This window comes from Spiroplasma endosymbiont of Virgichneumon dumeticola (genome assembly GCF_964264745.1).
Lineage (GTDB): Bacteria > Bacillota_I > Bacilli_A > Mycoplasmatales > VBWQ01 > Spiroplasma_E.
Genome location: NZ_OZ183478.1, coordinates 1,451,861 through 1,470,047 on the forward strand (window position 1 = coordinate 1,451,861; position 18,187 = coordinate 1,470,047).

Genomic DNA, 18,187 nt, shown 5'->3' on the forward strand with positions numbered 1-18,187 from the left:
AACACTTTATTATAAAAACTATTTTTATTATAATAAATTAAATAAAATTTTAAAGTTAAAAGAGCACTTAGTTAACTAAGTGCTCTTTATTTTATTTAGTTTATTGCTTTATTTTACGTCAACAATATTGGTTTCAAAAACAATACTAGTAATAGTTTTAAGTGTAACGATAACTTTAATAAGAAACTGCTACTTGAAATAATCTACAGCATTTTTTGAGTGCTAGAGATTCTAGTTAAATTCTTACCTTGAACACCTGATTTTAAAGCAGTAATAATATCATCAACATCATTTGGTATTGTTCCTGGGTTACAACTGTAGGCTACTATGCCAGTTAAAACTGCATCAAATGTTTCAGACTTTGAACCAACTGTAACTATAACTCGAAGAGTGTTATTATCTATAACTAATCTAGTATGTCCATCACTTGGTGTAGCAAAAACAACTGTAGCATCAACTTTAATTTTTGTAGCTGCTGCTTGAAATAACATTAAACTAGTGCTATTTATGTTTAATTTATTGTGTTTATTTATGTTTACATTAACAATATTGGCGTTAAAAGCATTGCTAGTAATGGTTTTAAGTGTAACGATAACTTTAATAAGACTATCACCATTAATTAAAGGTGTAGTTGCATCAGCTGGTACTGCTAATGTTACAGTAGCATCTTTATTAATGTAAGTTGTTGTTGTTTGGAATAAATCTAAAGCATTTTTTGGGTGCTAATTCCACTAGTTATTTACCTTGAACACCTGATTTTAAAGCAGTAATAATATCATCAACATCATTTTGTAAGGTTCTTGCTTTACTACCACAAGCCACAACTGTTGATAGTGATGCTGTTGTTAATACTGTAGCACCTAATAGTCTAATTATTGTTTTCATGCTTTTCATAAGTTTTTCCTCCAGGTTTTTCATTTGTTAATAAGCAAGATAGTATCAAAAAAATCTTAAAAGTAAAGGGAAAAACTAATTTTCAATCTTTACGTTTTCATTACTATTATAGGAAATTCAGTTTTAAAAATTTCATTAAACACGGCTTTTTTGAAAAATGTTATATAATAATACTATCATTTAAGTTATTTTTAATATATTGATGATGATTGGTTATGAGGAAAGGGTTGAAATTTTTATGCAAAAAAAACAAATTATTAAAGTGGTTCAAAAAGAATTACAAAGTTCAGAAGCAGATTACAAGGATGCTTTAGAAACTATGTTTGAAAAAATTATCCTGACTTTAGAGCGGGGAGAAGACGTTACAATAAGAAACTTTGGAACATTTACGATTAAAACTCGTAAAGCCCGCAGAGGAGTAAATCCTAAAACAGGTGAATCAATTATGATTGATAAACAACGTGTTGTTAAATTTAATTCATGCAAAAAATTAAAACAATTAGTAAATGGTAAAGGAAAAAAATAGTTTAAAGGCACTTTGTTAATCAAAGTGCCTTTAACTTAATAAATTTTGATGCATAAACTCTTAATATAATAAACTTTTCTAATGCTATTGTTTCTACTATTTTTGATTCAGAATTATTTTCTAATGGCTTTTCTCCCTTTATGTACTATTTTTAAATTTTATCACATAAATGCTGAGAAAAGCCTATCTACGGACTTCTCCCCACATTTTTAAATTAAACATAGCATTACAGTTTCAAAACTAGGTATGTTATTGAATTTATATGCAGCTTCTTTGGCATATAAATGAATATGATGTTTTGCAACTTTGATATGTGTTTTAAATGTTCTTCGTATATGTTTTCATACTGACTCAATTTGATTGGTATTTACACCAGTTTTTGAAACATAGCCATCTTGATGGTTAACTGTTTCATGCTTAGTGAAAACCGATTTCAAATCGCGATATCCTTTTCAAGAATCAGTATGTACATCACACTTTGAAGAAATGTGGTTTATTGCAAACTGCAAAAGATTTTTACTGTTTGCGTTTTTCAATACTTTCACAATCAGATTGTTGGTTGTTTTTTCATAAATACCAACAATCAAGGTTTTGTTCAACAAGGATCTTCCTTGTTTTTTAAAACCCATATGTGAAAGATACATTTCATCCATTTGCACTATGCCCTCAACAATGAATTGAGGTTCTTGTTTAGCAATGGCACTTCGGATTTTATGACCCATTCTTCAAGCTGTTTTCAAGGTCACTCCCAATTCTTTTGCAACATCAGTTGATGGAATTCCATGTTTGGTGTTTATTCATCTAAAGATGAGATAAAACCAAGATATTAAAGGTGTTTGTGACTTTGAAAATATAGTGCCCGTGAGAATACTGAATGTTTGATGACATTTCAAACATCTCATTTTTCTTAAATTAGAAGTATTCAAATTAAAACTAGAACACCTAATACATTTGCTTTGTTTCAAACTTGCTATATATGCAAGACATTGTTTTTCAGTTTGAAAAGTATTATTGAACTCATTCAATTTCATTGTTTCCTCCACAAGTACATGTGGGGAGAAGTCCGTCTCTAATTTATTAATAGTTTCCATTTAATAGTTTCCATAGTTTGACCTTTGGTAGCATCAATAAAAGGTCGTGCTCTTCAAAATGTATAACCTAATAAAGGTAATAATACAGATGCTGCAAATAAATCAATAAAACCAACAAATAAATAAAAATAGAAACCATCACCAGTACTCTTGGCAACGACATACCCTAATCCTAAACAAATAATAGGCATAATAATAGTACGTTGCAGACTAGCAAATAAAGAAATTTTACCACGATTAATTGATTGATAAAAAATAACAGCAATATAATGTAATGTTGCTAACGGATAAAATGCAAATTGCATAATAATATAAATCTTAAAATGTTTAGCCATTGCTAAGTCAACACCAAAGAAATGCATCATATATTGACCTGCAATTACTACTAATAGTATTGAAGCTATTAATAATAAAATTAACAATAATGTTAAGCGTCACATTAATTGTCAAACACGACTAAAATCTTTTGTTCCATAGACATAACCAACTAATGCCCGTGCTCCTTGCGTAATTCCAATAATTGGCGCATTAATTAAAACTAATCATGGCATAATTCCACCATATAACTGCACATAAACTGGAATACTACTGTCACTATTATGATAATCTGGAGGTGGTAACAAATTTAAAATTTTAGTTGTAACCATAGCTAAAATACTTTGAGCAATATTTTGTAATAATGACGTTGCACCAATTAGTAAAATACCTATTACAAATGCTTTCTTTAATTTTAAGTGTACTAAATTAAATCTGATATTAGAACCACTATGTCAAATAATGGCAATAGCAATTAAGTTAATACTTGCTCAAGCAATGATAGTAGCATAAGCTGTCCCTTCCATTCCCATTTTACCAGGAATAACAAAAATAAAGTCTAATGATAAGTTTACTAAACAAGCAAAGACATTAATTAAGATAGTTCATAGCATCATTCCCTCACTACGTAGTAATGAAATTCAAAAATTAGCAAAAAATAAAAAAGGAGTTGCTAAAATTAATATTCTTGAAAAACGGACTGCCTCTTTAATAATGATGTCTCTAATAGCTGGATCAGTGCTGCCGTCAGCACTACCTGCCTGAAATTCAATAATACTTTGACAACTAAAGTACATAGTTATCATAAAAATAATAGAAATAATGAATGACAATAAAAAACCATTACCTAAATATTGTGACATGCGTTCACGTTTGTTTTTTCCATAGGCAATAGAATACTTAATTCCCGTTCCTGTGGAAATTAATAAAGCAAATGCTACCATCATTGCTGATGGAACTGCTGCATATGTTGTAGCAATGTTAATAATTTTCAATGCCTGGTCAGCTGAAATTGTTAAATTAGGATTACTATAATTATTAATAATATTATTACCACCTCATTGGGTAGCAATTCATTTATCAAAAATTTGATAAGTAGAAAAAATAATAATAGCAATAATGGTCGGAGTTACCATCATAAAAATCGCTTTTCATGGTTTAGCTGTTGTAAAAATTGCTTGTCGTTTTAATTTTTTAGCTAGATTTATAGTGGCTTTATTATTTTTAACTGCTGATTGAGTTTGTGTAAGTCTATTCATAATTTCTCCTTTCTAATTATAATTAAAATAGGCTTTTCTCTCTTTATGTACTATTTTTAAATTTTATCACATAAATGCTGAGAAAAGCCTATCTACGGACTTCTCCCCACATTTTTAAATCAAACATAGCATTACAGTTTCAAAACTAGGTATGTTATTGAATTTATATGCAGCTTCTTTTGTATATAAATGAATATGATGTTTTGCAACTTTGATATGTGTTTTAAATGTTATTCGTATATGTTTTCATACTGACTCAATTTGGTTGGTATTTACACCAGTTTTTGAAACATAGCCATCTTGATGGTTAACTGTTTCATGCTTAGTGAAAACCGATTTCAAATCGCGATATCCTTTTCAAGAATCAGTATGTACATCACACTTTGAAGAAATGTGGTTTATTGCAAACTGCAAAAGATTTTTACTGTTTGCGTTTTTCAATACTTTCACAATCAGATTGTTGGTTGTTTTTTCATAAATACCAACAATCAAGGTTTTGTTCAACAAGGATCTTCCTTGTTTTTTAAAACCCATATGTGAAAGATACATTTCATCCATTTGCACCACTATGCCCTCAACAATGAATTGAGGTTCTTGTTTAGCAATGGCACTTCGGATTTTATGACCCATTCTTCAAGCTGTTTTCAAGGTCACTTCCAATTATTTTGCAACATCAGTTGATGGAATTCCATGTTTGGTGTTTATTCATCTAAATATGAGATAAAACCAAGATATTAAAGGTGTTTGTGACTTTGAAAATATAGTGCCCGTGAGAATACTGAATGTTTGATGACATTTCAAACATCTCATTTTTCTTAAATTAGAAGTATTCAAATTAAAACTAGAACACCTAATACATTTGCTTTGTTTCAAACTTGCTATATATGCAAGACATTGTTTTTCAGTTTGAAAAGTATTATTGAACTCATTCAATTTCATTGTTTCCTCCACAAGTACATGTGGGGAGAAGTCCGATTAATTTTTTAAAAAACAAGCATATTAAGAATTCCTTTGTTTAAATTAATAATTAACATTATACTTTAATTTTACATTGTTATTAAATTCTTGCTGTTCATCATCCACGAATTGATAAAATACTACCGATTCCAAAAAAAATGGGAAAAATAATTATTAATAAAATAATTCCGAAATAAACTTGTTGAAATGGGTGACTAATGAAGGCATTAAAACCAGCATCATTATCAAATACATTTCAATTATTAAACAAATTGATAATTCCGTAGTACTTTAAACTTCAAAACCCATCACCAAGAAATTTATTATTGGCATTGTTAAAAAAAGCCGTACCAAATAATATTAAACTAATTATTATTGAAATTATTGCCACAATAATTAAAAACAAACCAAATTTTTGCCTTCAATCTCAATGTGATGAATTTTTACTTTTATCCATGCTTATCACTTACTAAATTAAGAATATAATCAGCGTTTAAAGTAGCCAAATATTAGTGATAAACCACTAATTCCAACAAACGTTGAAGCTAGAATAATGGCAAATACAACTCCTGCTGAAACTTGTGCGATTGGATAAGATAAAAATTTATTACTAAAATAGAAAATTTCCATTTCATTATGTCCATCAGCAGTTAAAAAATTATTAATACCTCAGTCAGCAAGTATATTAAAACCATTACCACTATTAACAGTATCTCCGCCTGATTTTGGTGTAAAATTAGCTGTTGCAATTAAAATTAGTCCTATTGCCAAGCATATAATACTAACTACCAGTGAGTAAAAGCCAATTTTTATTTCTCAATTTTGCTTTTTAAAACTATTTATTAGTTTTTTCATTACTGTCGTGCTCCTTTACCAATTTTTATTGTTTAACCAGCAAAAACAAAATTACTGGAATTATCACAATAAGTAAATTATATCGTAAAATATTTTCATTTAAAAATAAAATGTTAATCAAAACAGAAAAAAATCATTAGCAAAAACGAATTACTAATGATTTTTAAAATTAAAATTACTATTATTCTTCAATTAAAACTCTAATACTTGGTCCCATTGTTGTTGTAATACTAATATTTTTAATATAAGTACCTTTAACAGCAGCAGGTTTGATTTTTTTTAAAGTAGAAAGGATTGTTGTATAGTTATGTCTTAAATCTTCTGGTGTAAATGAAACTTTACCAAGAATAACATGGATATTACCTTGTTTATCAACACGGTATTCCACTTTTCCTTTACGAATATCTGTAATAGCTTTTTCAACATCCATTGTTACTGTTCCTAATTTAGCTGTTGGCATTAAACCCTTAGGACCTAGTACACGACCAATTTTTCCTAACTCACCCATCATTTCTGGTGTAGCAATGATTACATCAAATTCGAATCATCCTTTTTGGATTTTTTCAATCATTTCTTTACCACCAACAAAATCAGCTTGTGCTTCTAACGCTTCTTTTTGTTTAGTTGTAGTAATTACTAATACACGTTGGACTTTACCAGTACCTGCTGGTAACACGATTGAACCACGTAGCATTTGATCAGCATGTCTTGGATCAACATTTAAACGAAATGCTGCTTCAACAGTAGCATCAAACTTTAATGATGATGATTGTTGTGCTAATTCAATAGCATGGTCAACAGGGTAATTTTTAGACTTATCAATTAAGTTTGCTAATGCAAGATATCTTTTGCTTCTAGCCATAATTAAATACCTTCCTTTCCGTTTTCAACGGTAATACCCATATTTTTAGCAGTACCAGCAATAATTTTGATGGCATCTTCTAATGTATAAGCATTTAAGTCAGGAAGTTTAATCTTAGCAATTTCAGTAATTTGAGCTAAAGTAATAGTTCCTACTTTTGTTAATTTAGCGTTAGCTGAACCTTTTGTTAATTTTAACGCTCTTTTTAAAAGAAACGTTGTTGGTGTAGTTTTGATTTTAAAGTCAAAAGTTTTATCTTTGTATGCAGTAATGAATATAGGAATGGGAACGGGGTTAGCGTCATCTTTTAAATCTTTAGTTTTATCATTAAATTCTCTACAAAAACGAGGCATATCAATACCAAATGAAGCTAAACTAGCACCTGGTTTGGCACTACCTGCTGGTAATTGGATAATACCCTCACGATTAATATTTTTTTTCTCAGCCATGAGCAACTCCTCCTATAAATTGGGTCCTCACTGTGGTTCAAACGAATAATTTCTTCCACAAGTTTCAAACATAATTAAATACTATTTATTTGGATAAATAGCACTTTAAAAATAATAACATTATTATAAATAGTAGTCAATAATATTTTTGATTTAAGAATTAATCTTTTTACAACTATCATATTCTACTTTAACTTCAGTTTCACGACCAAACATATCAACAGCAACTGTTGCTACTCCTTTTTCGTCATCAACTTTAGTTACACGACCTTCGCGGTCTTGTAAAGCACCAGAAGTAATATTAACAAAATCATCAACTTTAAAGTCGCGATTAACTTCTTTTACTTGTTTAACTTTTGGTTGTACAGGTGGTTTAGAATTACGGTATAACATTTCATTAACTTCTTTTGTTGAAAGCGGAGTTGGAGGTACACCTTTACCACTAGAGCCAATAAAACCATTAATTCCAGCAGTATTACGAATATCATATCAAGTGTCTTCTGTTAAAATCATATGAACAAAAATATAACCAGGAAAAATATTTTTTTCAGTTACTTTTTTATCTTTATCAGTTGAAGTTTCACTAACAACGCGGACTTGAAAAATATTATCTTTTAGATTTAATTTTTTTTCAATTTTTTGTCTTAAACCAGCAGCTACTTTATCTTCATTACCTTTGTTACAGTTAACAATATATCATTGGGCTTGGGCAATTCTATTTTTATGTGTTTCTTCAACTGGTACAACTTTATTTAAAAGTTTTTCATTTTTCATTATTTTGACATCTCCATTTTTTGCTTTAATATTTTTTACATAATTTTTAGTAATGGTAATACCACTAGTAAAATACTTTCTATTGCATAGAAAAATAATGCTAGAACAGTAATGAATGCTACTGTGGTAAGGAATTTACTATTTAATTGTTTTCTTGGTGTTCAACGTGTTCTTCTTACTTCTCGTGATAAATATAGGAAAAAATATTTATGATAAGTTCTGGCTTCACGCTTATAATAATAGCGTTCTTCTAAGGTACGATTTTTACGTTCTTTTTCTCATATGGCGCTAATATCAACTTTTTTATTTTTATCAGCAGTACGAGGGTTAAATGTTTCAGTAGTACCTTCAAAAGTTCTTTTTGTTTTTAATGGTTTAATTTTACGAAGAATATTAAATTTGTTTTTTAAAAGGGCCACTTTTTCATGATTAATTTCGGATTTTTTTGACTTATTTTCTTCACTCATGAAAATACCTCCTATCGTGATTCTTTGTGGACAGTGTGTTGATGACAGTGTTCACAATATTTTTTTAATTCCATGCGTTCTTTGTTTTTAATTTTATTTTTATAAGTATGATAATTACGGTTTAAGCAAATGCTGCATATTAAGATTATCTTTTCGTTCATTATAAATTCACCTTGAAAACTTAACCATTTTTAATTATATTATTATTTAAAATAAGTGTCAATTTTTAAATGATTTTTTATATTAAGAAATGGTTAGTTTTATTTCTTTCTTTAATTATTGTACAAGAAAAAAAGTAATAATGGAAAAAAATATTCAAATTAACTAAGGCTTTTCTCAGCATTTATGTGATAAAATTTAAAAATAGTACATAAAGGGAGAAAAGCCATAATTAATTATAATTGTTTAACAATTAAAAATGAGAGTATTATCTCTCATTTAAGTTCTTATTAATCTAACCATTAACTTGATACGCCCTGAACATTCTTTATAGAAATATGAAATGTTTGGTTTTCTAAACTTGATATTGCATCTTTTACGTTATCATATTGTGTATTATTAGTATTTTTACACCCTGCAATATTAAAAGACAATGTTGAAAATAACGATAGAGTTAAAAAAATATTTAATATTTTTTTCATAATTTATGTACAAGCCTTCCCCTATCCCGTATAATTCTCAAACTTACCCCATTTTGGAATAAAAATAGTTACTACTTTCCCAGTTGGACCATTACGATGTTTAGAAATCAGAATTTCAGCAACATTACTTTCTTGAGCAGTACTTTCTTCACTATTTTTTTCTTTATAATAATCATCACGATATAAAAACATAATTATATCAGCGTCTTGCTCAATGGCTCCTGATTCACGTAAATCAGACATTAACGGGCGCTTTTCTTCTCTTCGTTCCACTAACCTTGAAAGTTGTGATAAACAAATAATAGGGACTTTTAATTCGCGAGCTAGAATTTTTAAACTACGAGAAATATTTGAAACTTCTTGTTGGCGTGATTCACTATCTCGTCCCGTTAATAGTTGCAAATAATCAATAACAACTAATTTAATATTATTTTCACGAGCTAGTTTACGTAATTTAGTCTGTAATTCTAAAACTCGCAATCCAGGAGTATCATCAATAATAATATTTTTTTGTTTTAATTGTTCAGCTGTTGCACTAATTCTATTTCAATCAGCTGATGTAAATTTACTTTTATTACGTAAACGATTAGCATCAAAATGACCTTGACAAGATATCATTCTTGTAATTAATTGGTCTTTTGGCATTTCCAAAGAAAATATAACAACAGCGTCGTCTTTATTTTCTTGTTCATTGGCAGCATTAAGGGCAAAGTTAAGGGCTAAAGCAGTTTTACCCATTGAAGGTCTTGCTGCTAAAATAATCAAGTCACCCTTCTGGAAACCACTTGTAACAATATCTAAATTGTTAATACCTGAGCTTACACCGGTAATATTAACAGTTGATTTTTGTAATTGTTCAATTTTTGTCACAACTTCATCAATATGAGCACTAATGGGTAATAATTCTTCATTATTACGCTCACTACTTACTTGCACAATTTGTGCTTCAGCATTAACTAAAATATCAGTAATAGATTTTTCGCCTTGTAGTTCTTTACCAATATTTTTTAAAGCACTTTCTAATTGTCGTTTTGTTGTTCTTTCAATTAGAATGTTAATATGTTCTTTTAAGTTGGCATCAGTAATATATTGGCCTACTAATGAAGACAAATATTGAATACCACCAATTTTATCTAAATTATTTTGTTTAACTAATTCTTCAGCAATTGTTGTTGTGTCAATTCCTGAATTATTACGATAAAGATTAGTAATAGTTTTAAATATAGTTTGATTGGCACTAATAGTGAAGTCATTTGATTCTAAAGAATTTAATGCGCTCTCGCAAGCAGGTGAGGATTGAATCATGGCACTTAGCACATTGATTTCGGCATTGTTTATATATTGATTATTATCACTCATAATTTATTCTCCTGTTACTTCCACCTTTAAATTAGCAGTAATTGTTATGTCTAACTTAATAGTAATGTTAGTTATTCCAATCTCATGAATAGGGCTAAATTTAATAAACTTATGTTTATCAATAATTATATTATATCTTTTTGCTAAAAATTCACAGATTTGTTTAGCAGAAATCGCACCTGACACTTTACCATTATTAGTTTTTAATTTAAATTGTAAAGTAATATCTGCTAATTGTTTTTTAATATTTTGAAAATTTGCTAATTGTTCATTACGCATTTCCGCATTTCTATTTTTTTCTTTTTGATTAATTTTTAAAGCTTCGTTTGTTGCCATTACTGCTAGTTTGTTTGGTAATAAATAATTTTTACCATAACCATCACTTACATTAACAACTTCACCACTTTTACCATAATTTTTTACATCTTTTAGAAGGACCACTTTCATTTGTGTCACAACCTTTCATTAATATTTTTAATATCGTTCTGTCAGACCACTTTCGCTACTGTAAGAACCACTTTCTATAATTCTAACTAGTTCATCATATAGTTCTTTAATACTTAATTTGCTACTTTGAACAGCAGAGGCACTAAAGTGACCTCCTCCACCAAGGTTTTCACAAATAATTTGCACATTGATTTCACCATTACTTCTTGCTGATAAACAGGCTCGACCATTTCGGTCATAAGCAATAGTGAAAGATGCTTTACAATCACGTAAATCTAATAGCATTTCTGAAATTTGCGCTAAATATGAAGTATGAACTTCTAAGTTTTCTTCAGCTAATACTACTAAAAAACCTTTTTTAATTTCTTTTGCATTACTAATTAATGCAAATTTTTCAATTAATTCATTTAAACTATTTTTCAATAGCCCTTTAACTTTAGAAGAAGAAGCTCCTCAATCAGTTAATAAACCGCAAGCTTCAAATGTTCTACGAGTTGTTCGAACTTGAAAATTATTAGTATCAATTAGAATTCCAGCAAACATTAAATTCCATAAAAATTCGGATTCGATATTATTGAAGTCATTATAATAAATAATTTCTGTCATAGCTTCGGCAGTAGAAGAAGTTCCAGCATCAATGTAAGAAGTAATAGTACTACTAATTGCTTCATCAGAAACACGATGATGGTCAATAACAATAATTTTAACAGCCTTACTTAAAAGGTCAGGACTATCAACTCGTTGGGGATTGTGTGTATCAACAACAATTAACAAAGTATTAGCATGCAGAAATTTTAAAGCTTGTTTTCCAGTAATAAAATTACGGCTAGTATAACTTTCAGGGACAAGTTCATGTAGAATTTTTAAAGTTCGTTCGTCGACTTCATTTTGATTAATAATATAATGTGCAGTTTTATTTAATGTTTTTGCTATTTCAACAATAGCAGTTCCTGAAGAAATACAATCAAAATCAGCAGCACGATGACCCATTACAAGGACATTTTCTGCTAACTTTATTTCATTATACAACGATTGGGCAAACATTCGAATATTAATTTTAGATTCTGATTGTTTTGCTTCAATTGTGCCACCAATAAAAACAGTATTACCACCAAATTCACGAATTACAACTTGATCACCACCACGATAAACAGCAAGTTCTTTACTTTCAATAGCTAAATCATATAAATCTTTACTAATAGCATTACCATAAGAAAAACCTGCTGATAAGGTAATATCAGCTTTAAATTTTTTCACGCCTTCACGAATATTTTTAATTAACGGAAAATTATCATTGCGAGCTTTGTTAAACTCATTTTGGTAAAGCAAAATATTATATCCATCTTCAATATTTCCTAATAATAAACCTGAATAGTTATTAGCAAAATCATTTAGTTCAGTTTTAATGAAAGCTTCAACACGAATTTGATTTTCAACTCTTAATTTTTGTAAAGAATTATAAAAATTATCAACACTAATCACACCAAATACTAATTTTTCTTGTTGTAATTTATTATATAAGAAATGATATTTAGTAGTTTCTTGCAATAAAATAGTACGCGTTTGAACTAAATAAATAGCATCATAAAGCATATCTTCAATTTTAAGCGTAATTTGAGTAATATTATTGCTAATAAGTTGTTCTAAATCGCGTGATAATTTAACAATTGATTTTCCAATTAAACGGCCTAGTCCTTTATCCTCTAAAAATTCACTTACTCACATAATTGATAAATCACTATCTAGAACAATCATTCCCACACTACCAAATGTTAGTGCTTGGGCATTATTTAATTTAATAATTTCAGCAGTATTAATGTAACGATGGCGAATCCATAGACTAAAAAGGAAAATATAAAGACAAACAATAACGAAGTTTCCCAAAACCAAACTTAAAATTACAGCAATAGTGACTGCTTGTCGCGATGTTTCAATATTAACAATAAAATAAGTTAAACCGATTAAGATTTCAACTACTAATCAAACAATCATTATTAAATGATAATTTCGTAATGATTTGAACACTTGGCCACTTCCTTATAAGATTACTTTAATTATACTATAACATTAACATTAAAAATAAGGATTACCTCTGTTTATTTCATGATAATTGCAATTACTTTTAATATTTATAAGATATCAAAAAAGTGGAACATTTTTTATTGAATTAGATAAATTTCATTATTGTTACATGAATTGTAAAAATTTAGTGAATATAGTAATTGTTGATTATTTCACAATTTTTAAATTTCATTTTAAAGCCAATAATTAAAAAAGTTAAAGCAGTAGTTATAAACGTGAAAATTGGTGTCAAAATTGTACAAAAAAATAACTCCACTTTGTAATTGAATCCATTGGGAATAAGTTCCATCATTTTTACTAACATAATATGCTGAATGACTTAATACATAATTTATGCTAGTAATATTTAATAATTCAAATCCATTTTTTTCTAAAATTACAAAATTTAATTTAGAAGCTTTGATAATACACTTATGAAAATTACAAAAACCTATAAAGATTAATCCTGTAATCATAATCAAAACAGTAGAAATAAGTGATATTATGGTTACTAATTGCAATTTTTTTATACTTTTCATATTTTAGTACTCCTTTATAAAAAATATATTCACTTTAAAATCAAAACAAAGGATAAACAACTTTATATTTTATAACGGACTTCTCCCCACATGTACTTGTGGAGGAAACAATGAAATTGAATGAGTTCAATAATACTTTTCAAACTGAAAAACAATGTCTTGCATATATAGCAAGTTTGAAACAAAGCAAATGTATTAGGTGTTCTAGTTTTAATTTGAATACTTCTAATTTAAGAAAAATGAGATGTTTGAAATGTCATCAAACATTCAGTATTCTCACGGGCACTATATTTTCAAAGTCACAAACACCTTTAATATCTTGGTTTTATCTCATCTTTAGATGAATAAACACCAAACATGGAATTCCATCAACTGATGTTGCAAAAGAATTGGGAGTGACCTTGAAAACAGCTTGAAGAATGGGTCATAAAATCCGAAGTGCCATTGCTAAACAAGAACCTCAATTCATTGTTGAGGGCATAGTGCAAATGGATGAAATGTATCTTTCACATATGGGTTTTAAAAAACAAGGAAGATCCTTGTTGAACAAAACCTTGATTGTTGGTATTTATGAACAAACAACCAACAATCGGATTGTGAAAGTATTGAAAAACGCAAACAGTAAAAATCTTTTGCAGTTTGCAATAAACCACATTTCTTCAAAGTGTGATGTACATACTGATTCTTGAAAAGGATATCGCGATTTGAAATCGGTTTTCACTAAGCATGAAACAGTTAACCATCAAGATGGCTATGTTTCAAAAACTGGTGTAAATACCAACCAAATTGAGTCAGTATGAAAACATATACGAAGAACATTTAAAACACATATCAAAGTTGCAAAACATCATATTCATTTATATGCAAAAGAAGCTGCATATAAATTCAATAACATACCTAGTTTTGAAACTGTAATGCTATGTTAATTTAAAAATGTGGGGAGAAGTCCGTAGATAGGATTTTCTCAGCATTTATGTGATAAAATTTAAAATAGTACATAAAGGGAGAAAAGCCATAAATTATTACCTGAATTGTGAATATATAAAGACTTGGTGTTCCACTAAAGTTAAAATTTGGTAGTTTATCATAGATTGCACGAAGTCTATTTAAAAAATACCTTTACTTTCAAGGTAATTAAGTTATAATATTCTATGAGTTAAATATTTAAAAAGCAAAACTTAATAATATATTTACTCCTTGCTCATTATGAGCCATATGCCCAAAAGGAGGTCTTCAAATAGTGGAAGATTTAAACAAAAAACATAATTATGAAATTATGTACATCGTTGATGATCAAAATCAAGAAAAAGCACAATTAATTAAAAAAGAATTAATCGCTATTTTAATTGAAAACGGTGGAGAAATTAAAAAAGAAGAAGATGCAATTCGTACATTTGCTTATGACATTAACAAAAAAGTTAAAGGTCATTACTTTATCATTGAAGTATCTACTTCACCAAAAAATATTGCTAATTTTAATCGTGTAGTTTTAATTAAACAAAAACAATTAGAAGTTATTCGTTTCCTAGTTATTAACCTTGATAGTGAAAAAATTAATAAATTTAAAGTAAAACGCCAAGTAGAACCTAACAATTATGTAAGAACAGCAAGACCTGGAAATCGTGAGCGTACACCATACAACCGTGAAGGAGACACAGAAAGAAAACCAAGACCAATTGCTGTTACTGAATCTGCTAGTCACCATCGCCCACGTAGTAATTATGTTCCTAAAACAAATAGTGCACCAAGTACTATTAAAAAAGACTAAAAAATTGGAAAAGTGAGGTATAAATTATGAATAATGTTTCGTTAACTGGTAGAATTGCTCGTTCTTTAGCGTTACGTAAATCTTCAACAGGAAAATCTTTTCTTTTTTTTACTGTTGCAGTTGGTAATGCTCAAAATCAAACTGATTTTATTCCATGTATAGCTTGAAATAAAGTTGCTGAAAATATGGCTACTTATCTTGTTAAAGGTTCTTTAGTTTCAGTTTCAGGTAGATTGTCAACAAGAAAATCCACATATGAGGGCAAAGATCAGTACATTACTGAAGTAGTTGCTCAAACTGTTACCTTTTTAGATAATCGTAAAAAAGAAGCTGCCACAGTTAATGCTAATTACTCAAAACCACAAAATGAACCAAAAGTTCAATTAGATGAAGCATTTAAAGTTCCTAATTATAACACTGATATTAAATTCACTAATGAAAACTCACTTAACCATATTACTTCTAATGATTCATCATTTGATGATGAAGAAGCAATTATCTGAGATTAAATACAAAGGAGGAAATAAAAATGAATAATGGGAAACCAAGAAGTTTTTCAAGAAGAAAATTTTGCTTTATTACTAAAAATCAAATCGCTTATATTGACTATAAAGATGTTGAATTATTAACTAAATTTATGGGTAGTAACAATAAAATTTTACCAGCAAGAACTACAGGAACTAATCCTAAATATCAACGTCAATTAGCTATTGCTATTAAGCGTGCTCAAATCATGGGTCTATTACCATACTCAAGATAAGAAAATATGTTAAAAGAAGAACTCATAATTTTTATTAATTTTGTGAGTTCTTTTATAATTAATTTTAACTCAAGAATGCAAATAATGGTTTCAAAGAAGAAGTATACATTTGCTTTGTTTCAAACTTGTTTTATATCCAAGACATTGTTGAACGTACATATGGAAATAAATACTTTCAATTAAATTACCCTACTAGTTAGCATTCTTATTTTTGTAAAAAACCTATTGTAAAATTTTAAAAATTTGTTATCTTTAATTATAAAATATAAAGTTGTTTATCCTTTGTTTTGATTTTAAAGTGAATATATTTTGGCTTTTCTCCCTTTATGTACTATTTTAAATTTTATCACATAAATACTGAGAAAAGCCTATCTACGGACTTCTCCCCACATTTTTAAATTAAACATAGCATTACAGTTTCAAAACTAGGTATGTTATTGAATTTATATGCAGCTTCTTTTGCATATAAATGAATATGATGTTTTGCAACTTTGATATGTGTTTTAAATGTTCTTCGTATATGTTTTCATACTGACTCAATTTGGTTGGTATTTACACCAGTTTTTGAAACATAGCCATCTTGATGGTTAACTGTTTCATGCTTAGTGAAAACCGATTTCAAATCGCGATATCCTTTTCAAGAATCAGTATGTACATCACACTTTGAAGAAATGTGGTTTATTGCAAACTGCAAAAGATTTTTACTGTTTGCGTTTTTCAATACTTTCACAATCCGATTGTTGGTTGTTTGTTCATAAATACCAACAATCAAGGTTTTGTTCAACAAGGATCTTCCTTGTTTTTTAAACCCATATGTGAAAGATACATTTCATCCATTTGCACTATGCCCTCAACAATGAATTGAGGTTCTTGTTTAGCAATGGCACTTCGGATTTTATGACCCATTCTTCAAGCTGTTTTCAAGGTCACTCCCAATTCTTTTGCAACATCAGTTGATGGAATTCCATGTTTGGTGTTTATTCATCTAAAGATGAGATAAAACCAAGATATTAAAGGTGTTTGTGACTTTGAAAATATAGTGCCCGTGAGAATACTGAATGTTTGATGACATTTCAAACATCTCATTTTTCTTAAATTAGAAGTATTCAAATTAAAACTAGAACACCTAATACATTTGCTTTGTTTCAAACTTGCTATATATGCAAGACATTGTTTTTCAGTTTGAAAAGTATTATTGAACTCATTCAATTTCATTGTTTCCTCCACAAGTACATGTGGGGAGAAGTCCGAAATTTATTTTTTAATTAAATAATCAGTAATTTTTTTAATTATTTCATCAGGAGTAATATCATTAGTGTCAATAACTAAAAAATTAAATTGTTTTTTTTCTCTTTCATATCATTGTTCATATTTATCATTTAATAATTTTCAATACTCTCTTGGAACATTTTTTTCTGACTCTCTACCACGAAGTTTAATTCGTTCAATAGCTTTATCAACATCTACCCTTAAATAAATTATTAAATCAGGTTTAACTTGTGGGTCAAAATAAAGCGAAGAAATAACAACATTGTTATAAAAATCCAAATATACTTGATAATCTCGATCACTCATATTATCTTGTACTTTTAATACTTCTACAAAAATAGGGTCTTCTAAAATACTACGATCAAAAATAACATTTTCTAATTTTTGTGAATCCTTTAATCGCTTACTCCGCGCCATTAACATAAAAATTTGCATCTTAAATGCATACTGTAAAGGATTTTGATAAAAATCATCTAAATAAGGATTATTTGCTACAGGTTCATCCATAATTTTATATTTTAATTGTTTGGACAATTGATTACTAACCGTGCTTTTCCCAACACCAACAACTCCTGATAATACAATTTTCATAATTTGTTACCTCCTTAAATACTATTTATGATTTTAAATTATAGCATTGTTTGACTATTATGTTTCCTTAATTTTGAAATAAACATAGTAACAAGAAATTATTTCATCATAACTTAAAGACTGAAATTTAATAGTAGGATGTAAAATATCAATTATTAAATTAATAACTAAAAACTAACAATAAAATAATACTTTTTTGAAATAATTATGGCTTTTCTCCCTTTATGTACTATTTTTAAATTTTATCACATAAATGCTGAGAAAAGCCTATCTACGGACTTCTCCCCATATTTTTAAATTAAA

The 18,187-nt window shown here is 28.4% G+C and carries 27 protein-coding genes; 6 read left to right on the forward strand and 21 right to left on the reverse strand.

Annotated elements, in window-relative coordinates:
• Nucleotides 1-203: 203 nt before the first annotated feature.
• On the reverse strand, nt 204-491 hold the full coding sequence (locus ACFEL4_RS09425) for a hypothetical protein (protein ID WP_375317537.1): 288 nt from the start codon (nt 489-491) through the stop codon (nt 204-206).
• Nucleotides 492-507: 16 nt separating this feature from the next.
• On the opposite strand from ACFEL4_RS09425, the gene ACFEL4_RS09430 reads away from it, so the two are divergent.
• Entirely contained in the window at nt 508-681 is a 174-nt protein-coding gene (locus ACFEL4_RS09430; protein ID WP_375317538.1) for a hypothetical protein, read from the forward strand.
• Nucleotides 682-735: 54 nt separating this feature from the next.
• On the opposite strand, the gene ACFEL4_RS09435 is transcribed toward ACFEL4_RS09430, so the two are convergent.
• Nucleotides 736-894 (reverse strand): hypothetical protein, encoded by a 159-nt coding sequence (locus tag ACFEL4_RS09435; protein WP_375317539.1) that lies wholly within the window; start codon nt 892-894, stop codon nt 736-738.
• Between the two features lie 202 nt (nt 895-1,096).
• Here ACFEL4_RS09435 and ACFEL4_RS09440 point away from each other — a divergent pair, with 202 nt between their 5' ends.
• Nucleotides 1,097-1,420, forward strand: coding sequence for an HU family DNA-binding protein (locus tag ACFEL4_RS09440; RefSeq protein WP_375317540.1), 324 nt, complete (start codon nt 1,097-1,099; stop codon nt 1,418-1,420).
• A 209-nt stretch (nt 1,421-1,629) separates the two neighbouring features.
• Here the strand turns inward: ACFEL4_RS09440 and ACFEL4_RS09445 are convergent, their stop codons facing one another.
• The 16 genes from ACFEL4_RS09445 to ACFEL4_RS09520 all read right to left on the reverse strand — a co-directional run bounded on the left by ACFEL4_RS09445 (nt 1,630) and on the right by ACFEL4_RS09520 (nt 13,496).
• Complete coding sequence (locus ACFEL4_RS09445; RefSeq protein WP_375316797.1) at nt 1,630-2,451, reverse strand: IS1595 family transposase; 822 nt, start codon at nt 2,449-2,451, stop codon at nt 1,630-1,632.
• 38 nt (nt 2,452-2,489) lie between these two features.
• Nucleotides 2,490-4,085 carry an MATE family efflux transporter gene (locus ACFEL4_RS09450; RefSeq protein ID WP_375317541.1) on the reverse strand — a complete coding sequence of 532 codons (1,596 nt, stop codon included), beginning with the start codon at nt 4,083-4,085 and terminating at the stop codon, nt 2,490-2,492.
• A 114-nt stretch (nt 4,086-4,199) separates the two neighbouring features.
• Entirely contained in the window at nt 4,200-4,739 is a 540-nt protein-coding gene (locus tag ACFEL4_RS09455) for an IS1595 family transposase (protein WP_375318381.1), read from the reverse strand.
• Nucleotides 4,740-4,745: 6 nt separating this feature from the next.
• Nucleotides 4,746-5,024, reverse strand: a complete 279-nt coding sequence (locus ACFEL4_RS09460) for a hypothetical protein (protein ID WP_375317542.1) — start codon at nt 5,022-5,024, stop codon at nt 4,746-4,748.
• Between the two features lie 118 nt (nt 5,025-5,142).
• Complete coding sequence (locus ACFEL4_RS09465; RefSeq protein ID WP_375317543.1) at nt 5,143-5,499, reverse strand: hypothetical protein; 357 nt, start codon at nt 5,497-5,499, stop codon at nt 5,143-5,145.
• A gap of 17 nt (nt 5,500-5,516) precedes the next feature.
• Nucleotides 5,517-5,897, reverse strand: coding sequence for a hypothetical protein (locus ACFEL4_RS09470; RefSeq protein WP_375317544.1), 381 nt, complete (start codon nt 5,895-5,897; stop codon nt 5,517-5,519).
• 181 nt (nt 5,898-6,078) lie between these two features.
• Nucleotides 6,079-6,762, reverse strand: a complete 684-nt coding sequence (rplA, locus tag ACFEL4_RS09475; RefSeq protein ID WP_374047468.1) for a 50S ribosomal protein L1 — start codon at nt 6,760-6,762, stop codon at nt 6,079-6,081.
• A complete protein-coding gene (gene rplK / locus ACFEL4_RS09480; protein ID WP_375317545.1) occupies nt 6,762-7,208 on the reverse strand; it encodes a 50S ribosomal protein L11 in 447 nt (148 codons plus the stop codon). Before rplK ends, rplA begins: the two co-directional genes overlap by 1 nt.
• Nucleotides 7,209-7,361: 153 nt before the next feature.
• Nucleotides 7,362-7,982 carry a transcription termination/antitermination protein NusG gene (locus tag ACFEL4_RS09485; RefSeq protein WP_375317546.1) on the reverse strand — a complete coding sequence of 207 codons (621 nt, stop codon included), beginning with the start codon at nt 7,980-7,982 and terminating at the stop codon, nt 7,362-7,364.
• A gap of 35 nt (nt 7,983-8,017) precedes the next feature.
• Nucleotides 8,018-8,449 (reverse strand): preprotein translocase subunit SecE, encoded by a 432-nt coding sequence (locus ACFEL4_RS09490; RefSeq protein ID WP_375317547.1) that lies wholly within the window; start codon nt 8,447-8,449, stop codon nt 8,018-8,020.
• An 11-nt stretch (nt 8,450-8,460) separates the two neighbouring features.
• Nucleotides 8,461-8,610, reverse strand: a complete 150-nt coding sequence (rpmG, locus tag ACFEL4_RS09495; RefSeq protein WP_308150235.1) for a 50S ribosomal protein L33 — start codon at nt 8,608-8,610, stop codon at nt 8,461-8,463.
• 300 nt (nt 8,611-8,910) lie between these two features.
• Nucleotides 8,911-9,090, reverse strand: coding sequence for a hypothetical protein (locus ACFEL4_RS09500; protein WP_375317548.1), 180 nt, complete (start codon nt 9,088-9,090; stop codon nt 8,911-8,913).
• Between the two features lie 21 nt (nt 9,091-9,111).
• Nucleotides 9,112-10,449 (reverse strand): replicative DNA helicase, encoded by a 1,338-nt coding sequence (dnaB, locus tag ACFEL4_RS09505; protein ID WP_375317549.1) that lies wholly within the window; start codon nt 10,447-10,449, stop codon nt 9,112-9,114.
• Between the two features lie 3 nt (nt 10,450-10,452).
• The gene (rplI, locus tag ACFEL4_RS09510; protein WP_375317550.1) at nt 10,453-10,896 is read right to left on the reverse strand and encodes a 50S ribosomal protein L9; all 444 of its coding nucleotides are present in this window, start codon (nt 10,894-10,896) and stop codon (nt 10,453-10,455) included.
• 27 nt (nt 10,897-10,923) lie between these two features.
• Nucleotides 10,924-12,921, reverse strand: a complete 1,998-nt coding sequence (locus ACFEL4_RS09515) for a DHH family phosphoesterase (protein WP_375317551.1) — start codon at nt 12,919-12,921, stop codon at nt 10,924-10,926.
• A gap of 230 nt (nt 12,922-13,151) precedes the next feature.
• On the reverse strand, nt 13,152-13,496 hold the full coding sequence (locus ACFEL4_RS09520) for a hypothetical protein (protein WP_375317552.1): 345 nt from the start codon (nt 13,494-13,496) through the stop codon (nt 13,152-13,154).
• 110 nt (nt 13,497-13,606) lie between these two features.
• Here ACFEL4_RS09520 and ACFEL4_RS09525 point away from each other — a divergent pair, with 110 nt between their 5' ends.
• The 4 genes from ACFEL4_RS09525 (at nt 13,607) to rpsR (ending at nt 16,024) form a co-directional block, all read left to right on the forward strand.
• Complete coding sequence (locus tag ACFEL4_RS09525; protein ID WP_375317553.1) at nt 13,607-14,422, forward strand: IS1595 family transposase; 816 nt, start codon at nt 13,607-13,609, stop codon at nt 14,420-14,422.
• 314 nt (nt 14,423-14,736) lie between these two features.
• Complete coding sequence (gene rpsF, locus ACFEL4_RS09530; protein ID WP_375317554.1) at nt 14,737-15,264, forward strand: 30S ribosomal protein S6; 528 nt, start codon at nt 14,737-14,739, stop codon at nt 15,262-15,264.
• Nucleotides 15,265-15,290: 26 nt separating this feature from the next.
• The gene (locus ACFEL4_RS09535; RefSeq protein ID WP_308150060.1) at nt 15,291-15,773 is read left to right on the forward strand and encodes a single-stranded DNA-binding protein; all 483 of its coding nucleotides are present in this window, start codon (nt 15,291-15,293) and stop codon (nt 15,771-15,773) included.
• 20 nt (nt 15,774-15,793) lie between these two features.
• Entirely contained in the window at nt 15,794-16,024 is a 231-nt protein-coding gene (gene rpsR / locus ACFEL4_RS09540) for a 30S ribosomal protein S18 (RefSeq protein ID WP_308150059.1), read from the forward strand.
• Nucleotides 16,025-16,418: 394 nt separating this feature from the next.
• Here rpsR and ACFEL4_RS09545 read toward each other — a convergent pair whose 3' ends face one another.
• The 3 genes from ACFEL4_RS09545 to ACFEL4_RS09555 are packed head-to-tail and all read right to left on the reverse strand — an operon-like array spanning nt 16,419 to nt 17,884.
• Nucleotides 16,419-16,808 (reverse strand): IS1595 family transposase, encoded by a 390-nt coding sequence (locus ACFEL4_RS09545; protein WP_375317555.1) that lies wholly within the window; start codon nt 16,806-16,808, stop codon nt 16,419-16,421.
• Entirely contained in the window at nt 16,703-17,239 is a 537-nt protein-coding gene (locus ACFEL4_RS09550) for a hypothetical protein (protein ID WP_375317556.1), read from the reverse strand. The genes ACFEL4_RS09545 and ACFEL4_RS09550 overlap by 106 nt, the downstream gene beginning before the upstream one ends.
• Nucleotides 17,240-17,278: 39 nt before the next feature.
• A complete protein-coding gene (locus tag ACFEL4_RS09555) occupies nt 17,279-17,884 on the reverse strand; it encodes a deoxynucleoside kinase (RefSeq protein WP_375317557.1) in 606 nt (201 codons plus the stop codon).
• Between the last annotated feature and the right edge of the window lie 303 nt (nt 17,885-18,187).